Source organism: Kitasatospora sp. NPDC087314 (assembly GCF_044744365.1).
Classification (GTDB): Bacteria; Actinomycetota; Actinomycetes; order Streptomycetales; family Streptomycetaceae; genus Kitasatospora.
Genome location: NZ_JBIUYE010000017.1, coordinates 21,580 through 34,811, shown reverse-complemented (window position 1 = coordinate 34,811; position 13,232 = coordinate 21,580). Strand labels below are relative to the sequence as shown.

The following is a 13,232-nucleotide window of genomic DNA, read 5'->3' as shown; positions in this document are numbered from 1 at the left end:
CCGGCGCGCTGACTGCTGACCTAGTCCGAAGCCCCGGGGCGAGTGCCCCGGGGCTTCGCCGTTTCCGGTCCACTCGCCCGCCCACCCGAGTGGAGACCCCTCATGCACGACCACCGCAAGCTCGGCCGCGAACTCGACCTGTTCGACACCGACCCGCTGATGGGCTCCGGCCTGCCCTACTGGCTGCCCGACGGCGCCGCGATCCGGCACACCCTGGAGGAGTTCATCCGCGAACGCGAGCGGCGGGCCGGCTACCGCCACGTGTACTCGCCGGTGCTCGGCAAGCGCGAGCTGTACGAGATCTCCGGCCACTGGGCGCACTACCGCGAGGACATGTTCCCACCCATGGAGCTGGGTTCGGAGGAGATGGTGCTGCGGCCGAGCCTCTGCCCGCACCATGCCCTGATCTTCCGCTCCCGCCCCCACAGCTACCGCGAACTGCCGCTGCGCATGGCCGAGTTGGGCGGCATGTACCGCTCCGAGCTGTCCGGCGTGCTGGGCGGGCTGACCAGGGTCCGGGCGATCCAGCTGAACGACGCGCACGTGTTCTGCACCCCGGAGCAGGCCGCGGACGAGGCCGTCGCCGCGCTGGAGCTGATCCGCGAGGCGCACCGCGCGCTCGGCGTGGAACCCGTCCGCTACCGGCTCTCGCTGCCCGGCGCGGGCGGCAAGTACGTGGCGGATCCTGCCCTGTGGGAGCGGGCGACCGCGCTGCTCACCGACGTCCTGGAGCGCTCCGGGGTGCCGTTCGAGGCGGCGGAGGGCGAGGCCGCGTTCTACGGACCGAAGATCGACGTGCAGATCGCCGACGGCGCCGGGCGCGAGTTCACCCTGTCGACCGTGCAGATCGACTTCCACCAGCCCGAGCGGTTCGGACTGCACTACATCGGCCCGGACGGCGCCAAGCACCGGCCGGTGATGGTCCACCGCAGCGTGATCGGCAGCGTGGAGCGGGTGGTCGCCCACCTGATCGAGCTCTACGGCGGCGCGTTCCCGGCCTGGCTGGCCCCCGCGCAGGTGGTGCTGCTGCCGGTCTCCGAGGCTGAACTGCCGCAGGCCGAGCGGCTGCGGCAGCGCTGCCTCGACCTGGGACTGCGCGCCGAGGTCGCCGGGCCCGAACACGGCAGCCTCGGCGCCCGGATCCGGGCGGCGCGGCTGGTGCCCTACCAGGCGGTGATCGGGGCCAAGGAGGCCGCGGACGACCTGGTCGCGCTGCGGCTGCGGGACGGCCGCCGGCTCGAACCGCTGCCCGCGGAGGAGGCCTGGGCCAGGATCGGCGCACTGGTGGCGGCGTGCAGCGCCGAGCTGTGGGCGGACGCCCCCGGGCAGGACGACCCCGGGCGCTGATCCGGGCGGGGCCTGAATGCTGTCCCGGACGGGCCCGGTCGGTGATCCGGCGGCATACGTACGACTAGTGCGGTTTACGGTGTGTCGGTCGGGCCGGGGGAGCGGGCCGCCCGTCGAATGGGCGCGGGCGGCCTCGTCCACGGCCGCCGCCGTCCCCCTGTTCCGGCCTGTCCCGGACCGTTTCGGAGGTACTCATGCGCATCCCGCGCCGGCTCGTCACCCCCGCGCTCGCAGGCTGTCTCACCCTCGCCGGAGCGGTCGCCGCCGCCCCGGCGACCGCGGCCGCGCTCCGCCCGCTGCCCGTACCGGACGTCCGGTACTGCGCCGCCGTCCTCGGGCACGTCCCCGGCGCCGACGGCCGCTCGCCGGTGCTCGGGCGCGCCTGCTCGCCGGCCTCCCCGGCCGACGCGCTCGCCCACGCCGACGGCGTGGCCGCCGGGGCCACCCGCACCGCCGAGCAACCGGCCGACCGCACGCTGCTGCTGGAGGAGTTCGAGGACGCCGTCCGCGAACTGCAGATCCTCCACACCTGACCGCCCCCGCCCGCCGGGGGCACAGGAGCCGCCCGGCGGTCAGGACTCGCTCGCCCGCCGCGCCGTCGGCTCAGTAGGACTGCAGCTCGATCAGGTGGCCGTCCGGGTCCCTCAGGTGGGCGGTGCGCAGGTTCGGCCCCCACTCGGGGCGGTCGGTCGGGCCGACGACGAGGGTGCCGCCGTGGTGCAGACAGAGGGTGAGGGCGTCGTCCACGGCGGACACCCGGAAGACCAGCATCGCGGCGTCCCGGACGGGAGCGCCCGGGCGGTCGGGCAGGTCGGTGGTGCCCAGGGTGGCGGCCATCGAGGCGCGGTCGTAGAGCACGAGGACGGCCTGCTCGTCGACGTCCCAGTTGGCGTAGGGGCCGTCGGGCGTGCCCTTGACCAGGGTGGCGCCGGTGAGTGGTGGCAGGACCGCCCGGTAGAAGTCGAAGCACGCGGCGAAGCGGGTGACGAGCAGGCGGGGGTACAGGGCGTCCACGGTCGAGGCTCCTGGGTTCGGAATATTAGTGGGTTTCAACCCACTATAGGGATCGACCCTAGACTGCCGCCATGGCCACCGAACCCCCGCTCCCCGCCCCTGCCCCCGCGCCCGCCCTGCCGCCGACGCTGCTCGACCTCAGCACCTTCCTGCTCTCCCGGATCGGCCGGACCGCGCGAGGCCGCCTCGCCGAGCAGCTCGCCGAACGCGGCCTGCGGCTCTGGGACATGGCCGTGCTGGCCGCGCTCGCCGACTTCGGGCCGCACGCCCAGCGGGACCTGGCCCAGCGGTTGAGCGTGGACCCGAGCGACATGGCCAAGGTCGCGGACCAGCTGGCCGCCGCCGGGTACGTCGAGCGCACCCGGGACCAGGCCGACCGGCGGCGGGTCTCGGTGGCGGTCACCGACACCGGGCGGGCGCTGCTCGCGGAGCTGGACGCCCGGGCGCGCGCCGTGCAGGACGAGGTGCTGGCTCTGCTGGACGAGCGGGAGCGGCAGGTGCTGCAGGAACTGCTGCTGCGCGTTCACCGGGGGCTGGGGGAGCGGCTCTGAGTGCCGGCCGGGCGGAACCTCCCCGGCGTCCGGAACCGGGGGATTCCGTTCCGGCGCCCACTGGCGGTAACCATGGCCAGCGCTTGGCCGCCCGCTCGGCTCGGTAGCATCAAGCCCGCACGCACGTTCCCCGATTCGCGGCTGCGGCCTACTCGGTGACTTTTGAAACGATCACTCGTGAGGGTGTGCCCTCACCGACCCGATCCCCGGCACCGGCGCTGAGCCGGAACAACGGCTCCGAGGGGAGCAGAGGCATGGACGCGGTACCGACATTCGTGCGTAGTTACCACCGAGGCCTGGGACGTGCGTCCATGGCCATGCTCGGGTGCGGGCTGCTGCTGTTCGTCCTGGTGGTGGCGTACCTCATTCCGCATGACACTCACGTGGAATCGGTCCTCAACGGTCGCGGAGTACACGTCCAGGGAGTCGTCACGGAGTGCGTGCTCGCCGGGATCGCGGCTCTCGTCCGGTACCTGCGGGTGCGAGCCTCGATGAGGCGGGCACGAGCGTGACGGCGGCCACGAGGGCCGATGTGGCGCGAGCCCGGTTCGAGATTCCGCTCAGCCTTCCGACTCCGCTGTTGGCACTGTGGAACGTGAGGGACGGTCTGCTCACTGGAACAGGCGTGGCCGTGTACCCGGCCGGGTGCATCGGCGAGCGCAACACCACCTACGAAGTCGCGCGGTACGCACCGGGTTTCATCCTCATCGGTGACGACAGCGGTGGCCGAGGGTTCCTCCTGCGCGCCGACGATCCGCTCTCCGCCGTGTTCTCCTCCGACCTGGGCGATCTGGACCCCGCGGACTTCGACGTCGAGTCCACGGACTTCGCGTCCTGGATCGCATCGCTCTGACGTCCGTGTCCCGGGCGTCCTTCCGTGTCCCGGCGTCGGCCAGGGCCCGCTCGGACCGTCAGCCCACTCCGGGCCATGGGCGAGGATGCCGAGCCGGACACAGGTGTCCGGCCGCAGGAGGGGGCGGTCGCGGCCGTGATCGCCGAGGCCCGTTCGGCACGGTCGGCTGGTCCGGCCCGCACGTGCGGTCAGGCGGCCGGCCCGGGGCGCCGGGCGCCGGCGAACTCGCCCGCCCAGCGCGGGACGTCCAGGACGTGGTCGACGCGGGCCACCAGCGTCCCGGTGCGCTCGGCGTGGATCATCGCGCCGTCGCCGACGTGGATTCCGACGTGGTGCAACGGCGCGTCCGGGCGGGAGAAGAAGAGCAGGTCGCCCGGGGCGAGGGCGTCGCGCTCCACCGGCGCGCTGCGGTGGAACTGGGCGACGGTGTAGTGCCCGAGCTCGACGCTGCCGTGGCTGGCCAGGTACCAGCAGTGGAGGGACAGTCCGCTGCAGTCGAAGCCGACCGTGCTCTCGCCCAGGCAGGTGCCGTGGAGGTAGCCGTTCTCCTCGTCACAGAAGCCGAGGCTCGCCCCCAGGCGGTCGCCGCCGCCCCAGGCGTACGGCACGCCGATCTGGGCGGCGGCCACCTCGGCGACCCGGCGGCCGAGGGCGGCGGACGGGAGGTCCGGGGGCGCCGCGTGGTTCGCGGCTCGGGCCGCGGGGGCGGGGGCGAGTGCCGGGATGAGTCCCGCCCCGAGGGCCAGGCCCAGCATCCGGCGCCGCCGGACTCCGAAGGCCTCGTCGCGATACGGCGGTTGGGATTCCATCGATGACCCCTGGCGTTCGGCGCGCCGTCGGCGCGCGGTCGGAGGCACCAGGATTCCGGTCCGGCGGGTCGGCCCACCATCACCCACACCGGTGAATCGTGGACGCACCGGGCCCGAGGTGACGGGGAAACCGCTGGTAAATGGTTTGACGGTAGGTCAGGAGAAACCAACGATGGGCGCGAATGTTCGGTCGAGACCTTCGGAGTGTCCCATGAGCAGTGCCGTCAAGCTGATCCGAAACTCCCGCCTCACCTCGGCCGTCGACTACGCCTATGCGGCCGTGGTCGACGCCCCGGCCCGCTCGCTCTGGCTCGCGGGCGCCTGCCCGCTCGACGCCGAGGGGCGGACGGTCGCCGTCGGCGACTACGAGGGCCAGGCCCACCAGGTGATGCGCAATCTGATGACCACCTTGGAAGACGCCGGAGCCGGGCTGACGGACATCGCCCGGACGACGGTGTACGTGGCCTCCGTCGACCAGGCCGACCTGGTGGCGGTGTGGAATGTGTATCGCGAGTACATGGGGGAGCACGACGCCCCCAGTACCCTGCTCGGCGTCTCGGTGCTCGGCTACGACGACCAGCTGGTGGAGGTGGAGGCGGTGGCCGTGCTGCCCTGACGCCCGCCGGCGGAGCGGGAGTTGTGAGGGCCCGGCGACCGGCGCGCCCCCGCCGAGTCTCGTGCGGTCGTCCGGCGTATTCAGCTGTTCGGTTGTGGAGCCTCTGAGATCGGCTTCCCGGCCCTGGATGTCCGAATTCAGATACCGATCGTTCGGTTTTATGCTGCTAAGTGGCGCGCGGTGCCGACCCCGCTTTCGGCCGCCCGCCGACGGGTCGGCGACCCGTGGGCAAAGTGCGGGCCGTGCGGTGGGGAGGGGGAGCGTTTGAGGCGATTCGCCGACATCGTCTTGTCGGCCGCTGGCCACCGGTAGCTAAGATACGGGGTGTTTGGTTTTGTTTTCCGGGAGCTCTGGGTGGGGTGGTTGCGGTGGTACGGCAGGAGCGGGCGCTCCGGACGCGTCGGCTGATCCTGGAGGCGGCGGCGTCGGTCTTCGACGAGTTCGGCTACGAGGGCGCCACCATCGGCGAGGTGGTCTCGCGGGCCGGCGTGACGCGCGGTGCGGTGTATTTCCATTTCGCCTCCAAGCGGGATCTGGCCCAGGGTGTCGTCGAGGAGCAGTTCGTCCAGGACGGTGTGCCCGAACGGGTCTGCAAACTCCAGGAGTTCGTGGACACCGGGATGGTGGTGGCCTATCTGATGCCACGTGATCCGCTGCTGAGCGCGGGGGCCCGGCTCTCCCTCGGCCAGGACGTCTTCGACGACCTCGGCGGCGGCGCGATCCCGGGTTGGATCAGCCGGTTGGAGGCGCTGCTCGTCGCGGCGGGCGAACGCGGCGAACTGCTGCCGCACGTCGTCCCGGCCGACACGGCGTGGTTGGTCACGGCCGCGTGGACGGGTGTGCAGATCCAGTCGCAGAAGCTCTCCGGGCGCGCCGACCTGGAGCGGCGGGCCGCCGGGCTGTTCCAGCACCTGATGCCGAGCGTCGCGGTGCCGGGTGTGCTCGGCTCGCTGCAGATGGGACCGGACCGCGGCGCACAGGTGGTCGCCGAGGTGGCGGCCGCCCGTGCGGCGGCGGAGGGTGCCGAGGCGCCGGGCGAGTCGCAGCCGGAGGCGCAGGCGGTCGCGGACGGGGTCGGCGTGGGCTGACGGTCCGACACCGGCCGGAAATACCGCTGGCCGGTGCGGAGTTGACCGAGGATCGGTGGCCTCCCTGCTCGCGGGGGCGTCCGAGCGGCGGCAGCCCGGGCGATGGTCGGCCGGCCGGCGGCCGGCTGTTCGGTGGTCGGTGCGGGTGCGGGTGCGGGTGCGGGCGAATTGGCGGCGGCGCGGGATCCATGGGGATCCGACGCCGCCTTCGGTTTGTCCGTGCGCGGATGCGCTGCGTGCCCGGGTCGTGGCACGGCGTGGATGCCGCGCCACGACCTTGGTGACGGCCACTCATCCCACGGAAACAAACAGCACGTTCGGTTTTGTATTGACAAACCGCGCGTCCTGTTTTTGACTGGTGACAGTCGCCCTAGGGGTGTCGACCCGGGTGCCGGCCGCGGCGGATCGGCCTGCGGCGTTCCGTGTGATTGGGGTGGTCATCGTGGAAATTCGGGTGCTCGGGGCGCTGGACGTCCGGGTGTGCGGTGTGTCGGTGGTGCCGTCGGCGCCGAAACCGCGTCAAGTCCTGGGGCTGCTGGCCCTGCGGGCCGACCAGGTCGTTCCGGCCGGGGTGCTGGCCGAGGAACTGTGGTCGGGCCGCCCGCCGCGCAGCGCGCGTACCACCGTGCAGACGTACGTGCTCCAGCTGCGCGACATGATCGACCGGGCGCTCGCCCAGGTGGGCACGGCCGCGGGGGTCTCCTGCGCCAAGGACGTGCTGGTGACCTCGCCCGGCGGCTACATGCTGAACAGCGGCGGCGGGTTGACGGATGTCCGCGAGTTCGAGCGGCTCGCCGGCATGGGCTACCGGGCCATGGACGGCGACGACCACCCGCTGGCCGCCAGGATGCTCGGCGAGGCGCTCGGTCTGTGGCGTGGGCCGGCCTTCGCGGATGTGCCCGCGGGCGGCCAACTCGCCGTCGAGTCCAAGCGGTTGGAGGAGACCCGGCTCTGCGCCCTGGACCAGCGGATCGAGGCGGACCTACGGCTCGGCCGCCACCGTGTGCTGCTCGCCGAGCTCACCGTCCTGGTCGACCGCTACCGCACCCACGAGAGCCTGCACGGCCAGTACATGATCGCCCTGCACCGCTCCGGCCGACGGGGCGAGGCCCTGGAGGCCTACCAGCGCCTGCGCAACACCCTGGTACGGGAGCTGGGCATGGAACCCTCGGCCGGGCTGCGGCGGCTGCAGCGCTCCATCCTGCTGGCCGGCCCGGAGCGCCCGGACCGCGAAGCGGCCGCGGCCCCGGCGCCGGAGGCGGCCACTGCCAGGTTCACCAGGGTCGGCTGAGGACGCGCGGGAGTCGCCGGCGCCGCCGGGGCGCCGCTCGGGTGTGGTCGGAACGTGCTCGTCGTGGTGAGGGGTTGTGGGTCGGGTGGTGCAGGAGAGGTCGGAACGGACGCGCGGACGGCTGGTCGAGGCGGGGGCGGTGCTGTTCGACCGCTGCGGCTACGCCGGCGCCACCCTCGGTGAGATCGCCGGTGCGGCGGGAGTGACGAAGGGTGCGCTCTACTTTCACTTCGTGTCCAAGGAGGAGCTGGCCCAGGCGGTGTTCCGGCAGGCCGAGCGCTCGCTGCGCAGAGCCTGCGGCGCCCTGCGCGCCACCTCCTCCCCCCTCCAGGCGCTGATCGACCTGGGCTACTGGCTGGTCGACGCGCTGGAGTCGGACGCGGTGGTCCGTGCGGCGTTCCGGCTCGGCCGGGAGGGCGGCGGCTGGCAACCGCTGGCCGCCGTGCCCCCTCCCGGCGGAGTCGCCTCCGGCGCCCCGGTCGCGGGCATGCGGGGCTTCCACGGCGTCTGGGCCGGTGTCGTCCGGGATCTGCTGACCGGCGCCCGGCGGGCCGGTGAGCTGCGTGAGCGCACGGGCGCGCTCGGCCCGGAGACCCTGGTCGTGGCGGCGGCCTGCGGGCTGGAGGTGGTGTTCGGCGACGGCTGCCCCGGCGAGGAGCGCGCGCGTCGCGTCGGTGCCCTGTGGGAGTGGCTGCTGCCCTGCCTCGTCCCCCCGGGCTCCGCCGACGGCTACCGGACCAGGCCGCTGGCACCGCTGCCCGGCTGAGCCCCGGCGGCCTGCGCCACCCGGCCGAACGGGCCTCAGGCGGGTCAAGGGCAGGCGGCTCAAGGGTGAGCGGGTGGGGCGTCCCGCGCGGCGCGCCCCACCCGGTGCGGTGGTCACGCCGAGTGGAGGCGCTCCGCCAGGCCGGCGGCGGCGAAGGCGGCCACCAGGTCGTCGCGGTCCTCGGTGAAGTGGGCCCAACTGTCGTGGTGGACGGGGACCACCCGGCGGGCGTCGAGGATCCTGGCGGCCTCGGCGGCCTGTGCGCTGTCCAGGACGATGGGCGCGCCGTCGAAGAGGGCGGGGAAGCGGGGCGCCCCGGCGAACAGGATCGCGGTGTCCACGGGTGCGAACCGTTGGGCGATCTCCTCGACCGCGGAGAGCGAGGCGTTGTCGCCGCTGACGTAGACGGTGGGCAGCCCCTCCCCGGTCAGTACGAAGCCGACGACCTGGCCGGTGACCGCCTCGACCTCCGCGCGGGGCCCGGGCCCGTGGAGGGCGGGAACGCCGGTCACGGTGACGGTGCCGCCGCCGGGGCGGTCCAGCGTGACGGACTCCCAGTCGGCCAGCCCCCGGGCCGTCCCGCCGAGGCGCCGGCCGCCGCCGGGAGTGGTGAGGGTGAGCGGGACGTCGGCCAGCAGTGCCCGGCCGGAGTGGTCCAGGTTGTCGGGGTGCTCGTCGTGGGAGAGCAGGACGACGTCGACGCGGCCGGTGTCCGCGGGGCTTCCGGCCGAGGGTGCGGTCTTGGTCAGCAGCGGGCCGGCGGGCCGCTGGTAGTCGCCCGGGTCGTCGAAGGTCGGGTCGGTGAGGAACCGCAGGCCGCCGTAGTCGAAGAGGGCGGTCGGGCCGCCGAAGAGTCGGACGGGGAACTGCTCGACGGTCGTGTCGGAAGAAGCCATGGCGAAGTACACCTCACGGATGGGAGCGGTTTATCCGTGAGAAAAGCTAGCCTGTTCTCACGGATGAGCGCAACCGCTACCATGAGATCCATGACGGAGACCGACGACGACCCCGCCCCGCCGCCCGCGACGGGCGAGCAGCAGTACCCCTCGCTCGCCCTGGTGAACAGCGCCGTCACGCTGCCCGGCGGACACGTCGTCGACCGCCTGGGCACACCGGCGTCGGCCGAACAGTGGCTCCTGGAACACGAGCTCGCGCCCGCCGACGCCGGCCTGCGGGAGATGTGCACGGCGCAGGTGCGCTCGATGCGGGAGCAGATCAGGACCCTGTTCGCGGCCCGGGTCGCGGAGCTGCCCGCGCCCGCCTCCGCGCTGGCCGCCGTCAACGACGCCCTGACGCGTCTGCCCACCGCCCGGCTGCTGCGGTGGGACGACGGCAACGGCCCCTACCGTGCCGCACCGCACCCCACCACCGAGATCGTCGACCACGCCCTGGCGACCCTCGCCGCCGATGCCGCGGACCTGCTCACCGGGCCCGACGCCGCCCGCCTCACCGCCTGCGGCTCCGCCCCGTGCACCCGGTACCTGCTCCGGCACGGCCGCCGCCACTGGTGCTCCACCCGCTGCGGCGACCGCGCCCGCGCGGCCCGCGCCTACGCCCGACGCACCCGGCCCCAGCCGGACTGACCGCCCCGGCGGGAACCCGGAGCCGTGCCCGCGATCCCGCCCGCCCGCCGGCTGGTGGGTCGGGCCGGCGGCCGCGTTCGGCCGGGCCGAATGTCAGTGCGGCTCGCCATGATGGCGGTATGAAGGACGCAGCCACCATGGCCTCTCCCGCCGCCCCGGCCTCCCCGCAGGCCTACGCCGACGCCGTCGCCACCGCCGTACGGGCCGCCGCCGCGTACTACGCCGACGGCGCCACCCCGCTCGGCGACGACGAGTACGACGCCCTGGTGCGGGCGATCGAGGCCTACGAGCGCGAGCACCCGGACGAGGTGCTGCCCGAGTCGCCCACCGGCAAGGTGGCCGGTGGCGCGGCGGTCGGCGACGTCCCGCACAGCGTGCCGATGCTCTCCCTCGACAACGTCTTCTCGGCCGAGGAGCTGGAGTCCTGGGCGGCCGGCCTGGAGCGCCGACTCGGCCGCCCGGTCGCCGCCTGGTGCGTCGAGCCGAAGCTGGACGGCCTCGCCGTCGCCGCCCGCTACCGGGCCGGCCGGCTCACCCAGGTGCTGACCCGAGGTGACGGCCTGGCGGGGGAGGACATCACGGCCGCGGCCGACGCCGTGCTCGGCCTGCCCGACCGGCTCGCCGAGCCGGTCGACGTCGAGTTGCGCGGTGAGGTGCTGCTCACCCACGAGCAGTTCGAGCAGGCCAACGCCGTCCGTACCGCCCACGGCGCCACCCCGTTCGCCCACCCGCGCAGCGGCGCGGCCGGCACCCTGCGAGCCAAGGACCGCGCCTACCGCGTCGAGCTGACCTTCTTCGCCTACGACGCCCTCGGCCTGCCCGGCCTCGACCACGCCGAACTGCTGGCCCGGCTGGCCGCCCTCGGCGCCCACACCGTCGCCGGCACCGCCGCCGCGCCGCGCCGCTGCGCCACCCTCGCGGAGGCGCAGCAGCGGATCGACGAGATCGCCGGCCTGCGCGCCGCGCTGCCCTTCGGGATCGACGGCGTCGTGGTGAAGGCGGACGCGGTGGCCGACCAGGAGACGGCCGGGTCCGGCTCCCGCGCGCCGCGCTGGGCGGTCGCCCGCAAGCTGCAGGCGCAGCACCAGGTCACCCGGCTGCTCGGCGTCGAGTGGAACGTCGGCCGCACCGGGATCATCGCGCCCCGGGCCGTCCTCGAACCGGTGGTGATCGACGGCGTCACCGTCACCTACGCGACCCTGCACAACCCGGCGGACATCGAGCGCCGCGGCCTGATGATCGGCGACCAGGTGTTCGTCTACCGGGCCGGCGACGTGATCCCGCGCGTCGAGGCGCCGTTGGCCGACCAGCGCACCGGCGCCGAGCAGCCCATCGCCTTCCCCGAGGTCTGCCCGCGCTGCGGTGACGCGATCGACACCTCCGAGCAGCGTTGGCGCTGCGTGCGCGGCCGGGCCTGCCAGGCGGTGGCCTCGGTGATCTACGCGGCCGGGCGCGACCAGCTCGACATCGAGGGCCTCGGCGGCACCCGGGCCGTCCAGCTGGTCGAGGCCGGGCTGGTCGCCGATCTCGCCGACCTGTTCACCCTCACCCGGGAGCAGCTGCTCACCCTGGAGCGGATGGGCGACACCAGCGCCGACAACCTGCTCGCCGCCGTCGAGACCGCCCGCAGCCGCCCGCTGAACCGGGTGTTCTGCGCCCTCGGCATCCGCGGCACCGGCCGGACGATGTCCCGCCGGATCGCCGCGCACTTCGGCAGCATGGCCGCGATCCGCGCCGCCGACGCCGAGGCGCTGGCCGGCGTGGACGGCATCGGAGCCGAGAAGGCCGCTGTGATCGTCACCGAACTCGTCGACGTGGCGGCGCTGTTGGACCGGCTCGCGGCCCAGGGCGTCGGTACCGCGGTGACCGAGCCGACCGCTCGCGCGGCCACGTCTGCGGACGGCGGCTCGGCGGCCACGGACGGCACCGCCGCGGGCCCGCTGGCCGGACAGAGCGTGGTCGTCACCGGCAGCATGACGGGCGCCCTCGCCGAACTCTCCCGCACCGCGATGAACGAACTGATCGAACGCGCCGGCGGCAAGGCCTCCTCCTCGGTGTCCAAGCGCACCACCCTGCTCGTCGCGGGCGAGAAGGCCGGATCCAAGCGCGCCAAGGCCGAGGAACTCGGCGTGGCGGTCATGACCCCGGAGGAGTTCGCCGCCCTGGTGGCCGACCAGCTCGGCTGAGCCCCGGACCGTCGGTGTTGAGCCCCGAGCCATCGGTGCCGAGCCCCGGGCCGTGGGTGCCGAGGCCCGGCCGACCGGAGCCGAGCCCCGGAACACCGGTTGATCACCGGCGTCGGCGGTGCGGTAAGGTGACCGACGCCGAGTATGACCGCGACTCAAGGAGGTGAGCCCCATTACCGGTATGTCCGAGCGGGTGCTCCCGGAGCGCGGCCGTGCGGGCGCCCCGCGCGCGTAGCGCGGACGCGTCGGCGCGGCGCCGGCCCTTGTGGGAGCCCTGACGGAGTCGTTCGTCTCCTCCCGATTCCCCCAAGGGGTTCTCTTGTCGGTCTTTGCCTCCGCCGCCCTCCGTTCCTCGGTGATCTCCCGGCTGCGTGCCGCCGGATGCGTGTTCGCCGAGGACGAGGCGCGGATCCTGCTCGCCGCCGCCACCACACCGGCCGACCTGGGTGTGATGGTCCGTGCCAGGGCCGAGGGGCGGCCACTGGAACACGTCGTCGGCTGGGCCGAGTTCGCCGGACTGCGGATCGCCGTCGATCCCGGCGTGTTCGTCCCGCGTCGTCGCAGCGAGTTCCTGGCCGCCACCGCCACCGCGCTCACCGGCCCGGGCGCCGTGGTCGTCGACCTCTGCTGCGGCAGCGGCGCCCTCGCCGCCGCGGTCGCGGCCGCCGCCACGCACCCGGTCGAGCTCTACGCGGCCGACGTCGACCCGGTCGCCGTCCGCTGCGCCCGCCGCAACCTGGCCGGGGCCGGGGCCCTGGTCGTCGAGGGCGACCTGTTCGCCGCGCTGCCCGTCGACCTGCGCGGCCGGATCGACGTCCTGCTGGCCAACGTCCCGTACGTCCCGAGCGCCGACATCGCGCTGCTGCCACCCGAGGCCCGCCTGCACGAGGCACGGCCGGCACTGGACGGCGGCGCGGACGGACTGGACGTGCTGCGCCGGGTGGCCGCCGAGGCGCCGGGCTGGCTGGCCCCGGGCGGCTCGCTGCTGTTCGAGACCAGCGAGCGGCAGATGCCGACGGCCCTCGCCGTCGCCCGCGCGGCCGGCCTCGACGCGGCCGACGGCTGGTGCGAGGACCTCGACGCGACGGTCGTCACCGCGACCCGGCGCTGACGGGCCGCCCAGCCGCC

General features: G+C 74.1%; 14 protein-coding genes. 11 read left to right on the top strand and 3 right to left on the bottom strand.

Going from position 1 to position 13,232, the window contains the following annotated elements; translation table 11 throughout:
• The first annotated feature begins 102 nt into the window (after positions 1-102).
• Both thrS and ACIO5E_RS32040 read left to right on the top strand, forming a co-directional pair.
• Positions 103-1,347 (top strand): threonine--tRNA ligase, encoded by a 1,245-nt coding sequence (gene thrS / locus ACIO5E_RS32045; RefSeq protein WP_400674651.1) that lies wholly within the window; start codon positions 103-105, stop codon positions 1,345-1,347.
• A 194-nt stretch (positions 1,348-1,541) separates the two neighbouring features.
• Positions 1,542-1,880 carry a hypothetical protein gene (locus ACIO5E_RS32040; protein WP_400674648.1) on the top strand — a complete coding sequence of 113 codons (339 nt, stop codon included), beginning with the start codon at positions 1,542-1,544 and terminating at the stop codon, positions 1,878-1,880.
• A gap of 70 nt (positions 1,881-1,950) precedes the next feature.
• Here the strand turns inward: ACIO5E_RS32040 and ACIO5E_RS32035 are convergent, their stop codons facing one another.
• Positions 1,951-2,361 (bottom strand): VOC family protein, encoded by a 411-nt coding sequence (locus tag ACIO5E_RS32035; RefSeq protein ID WP_400674646.1) that lies wholly within the window; start codon positions 2,359-2,361, stop codon positions 1,951-1,953.
• A gap of 71 nt (positions 2,362-2,432) precedes the next feature.
• On the opposite strand from ACIO5E_RS32035, the gene ACIO5E_RS32030 reads away from it, so the two are divergent.
• The gene (locus ACIO5E_RS32030; protein ID WP_400674643.1) at positions 2,433-2,912 is read left to right on the top strand and encodes a MarR family winged helix-turn-helix transcriptional regulator; all 480 of its coding nucleotides are present in this window, start codon (positions 2,433-2,435) and stop codon (positions 2,910-2,912) included.
• 508 nt (positions 2,913-3,420) lie between these two features.
• On the top strand, positions 3,421-3,765 hold the full coding sequence (locus ACIO5E_RS32025; protein ID WP_400674641.1) for a hypothetical protein: 345 nt from the start codon (positions 3,421-3,423) through the stop codon (positions 3,763-3,765).
• A gap of 188 nt (positions 3,766-3,953) precedes the next feature.
• Here ACIO5E_RS32025 and ACIO5E_RS32020 read toward each other — a convergent pair whose 3' ends face one another.
• Positions 3,954-4,574 (bottom strand): C40 family peptidase, encoded by a 621-nt coding sequence (locus ACIO5E_RS32020; RefSeq protein ID WP_400674639.1) that lies wholly within the window; start codon positions 4,572-4,574, stop codon positions 3,954-3,956.
• A gap of 211 nt (positions 4,575-4,785) precedes the next feature.
• Between ACIO5E_RS32020 and ACIO5E_RS32015 the strand changes: the two genes are divergently transcribed.
• From ACIO5E_RS32015 to ACIO5E_RS32000, 4 genes are all read left to right on the top strand, one after another.
• Positions 4,786-5,190 carry a RidA family protein gene (locus ACIO5E_RS32015; RefSeq protein WP_400674637.1) on the top strand — a complete coding sequence of 135 codons (405 nt, stop codon included), beginning with the start codon at positions 4,786-4,788 and terminating at the stop codon, positions 5,188-5,190.
• Between the two features lie 359 nt (positions 5,191-5,549).
• Positions 5,550-6,278 (top strand): ScbR family autoregulator-binding transcription factor, encoded by a 729-nt coding sequence (locus tag ACIO5E_RS32010; RefSeq protein ID WP_400674635.1) that lies wholly within the window; start codon positions 5,550-5,552, stop codon positions 6,276-6,278.
• A gap of 442 nt (positions 6,279-6,720) precedes the next feature.
• Positions 6,721-7,569, top strand: coding sequence for a BTAD domain-containing putative transcriptional regulator (locus ACIO5E_RS32005; RefSeq protein WP_400674633.1), 849 nt, complete (start codon positions 6,721-6,723; stop codon positions 7,567-7,569).
• Positions 7,570-7,654: 85 nt separating this feature from the next.
• The gene (locus ACIO5E_RS32000) at positions 7,655-8,335 is read left to right on the top strand and encodes a ScbR family autoregulator-binding transcription factor (RefSeq protein ID WP_400674630.1); all 681 of its coding nucleotides are present in this window, start codon (positions 7,655-7,657) and stop codon (positions 8,333-8,335) included.
• A gap of 113 nt (positions 8,336-8,448) precedes the next feature.
• On the opposite strand, the gene ACIO5E_RS31995 is transcribed toward ACIO5E_RS32000, so the two are convergent.
• Entirely contained in the window at positions 8,449-9,231 is a 783-nt protein-coding gene (locus ACIO5E_RS31995; protein ID WP_400674627.1) for an MBL fold metallo-hydrolase, read from the bottom strand.
• 81 nt (positions 9,232-9,312) lie between these two features.
• On the opposite strand from ACIO5E_RS31995, the gene ACIO5E_RS31990 reads away from it, so the two are divergent.
• The 3 genes from ACIO5E_RS31990 to ACIO5E_RS31980 all read left to right on the top strand — a co-directional run bounded on the left by ACIO5E_RS31990 (position 9,313) and on the right by ACIO5E_RS31980 (position 13,215).
• A complete protein-coding gene (locus tag ACIO5E_RS31990; protein ID WP_400674625.1) occupies positions 9,313-9,918 on the top strand; it encodes an ABATE domain-containing protein in 606 nt (201 codons plus the stop codon).
• Between the two features lie 119 nt (positions 9,919-10,037).
• Complete coding sequence (gene ligA / locus ACIO5E_RS31985; RefSeq protein WP_400674622.1) at positions 10,038-12,104, top strand: NAD-dependent DNA ligase LigA; 2,067 nt, start codon at positions 10,038-10,040, stop codon at positions 12,102-12,104.
• A gap of 319 nt (positions 12,105-12,423) precedes the next feature.
• The gene (locus tag ACIO5E_RS31980) at positions 12,424-13,215 is read left to right on the top strand and encodes a putative protein N(5)-glutamine methyltransferase (protein ID WP_400674620.1); all 792 of its coding nucleotides are present in this window, start codon (positions 12,424-12,426) and stop codon (positions 13,213-13,215) included.
• Positions 13,216-13,232: the final 17 nt, after the last annotated feature.

What these genes read in the sequence shown, in the direction of transcription:
- ACIO5E_RS32040 (WP_400674648.1), top strand. Translation starts at nt 1,542, where the DNA reads ATGCGCATCCCGCGCCGGCTCGTCACCCCCGCGCTCGCAGGCTGTCTC.
- ACIO5E_RS31995 (WP_400674627.1), bottom strand. Translation starts at nt 9,231, where the DNA reads ATGGCTTCTTCCGACACGACCGTCGAGCAGTTCCCCGTCCGACTCTTC.
- ACIO5E_RS31990 (WP_400674625.1), top strand. Translation starts at nt 9,313, where the DNA reads ATGAGATCCATGACGGAGACCGACGACGACCCCGCCCCGCCGCCCGCG.
- ACIO5E_RS32020 (WP_400674639.1), bottom strand. Translation starts at nt 4,574, where the DNA reads ATGGAATCCCAACCGCCGTATCGCGACGAGGCCTTCGGAGTCCGGCGG.
- ACIO5E_RS32030 (WP_400674643.1), top strand. Translation starts at nt 2,433, where the DNA reads ATGGCCACCGAACCCCCGCTCCCCGCCCCTGCCCCCGCGCCCGCCCTG.
- ACIO5E_RS32015 (WP_400674637.1), top strand. Translation starts at nt 4,786, where the DNA reads ATGAGCAGTGCCGTCAAGCTGATCCGAAACTCCCGCCTCACCTCGGCC.
- thrS (WP_400674651.1), top strand. Translation starts at nt 103, where the DNA reads ATGCACGACCACCGCAAGCTCGGCCGCGAACTCGACCTGTTCGACACC.
- ligA (WP_400674622.1), top strand. Translation starts at nt 10,038, where the DNA reads ATGAAGGACGCAGCCACCATGGCCTCTCCCGCCGCCCCGGCCTCCCCG.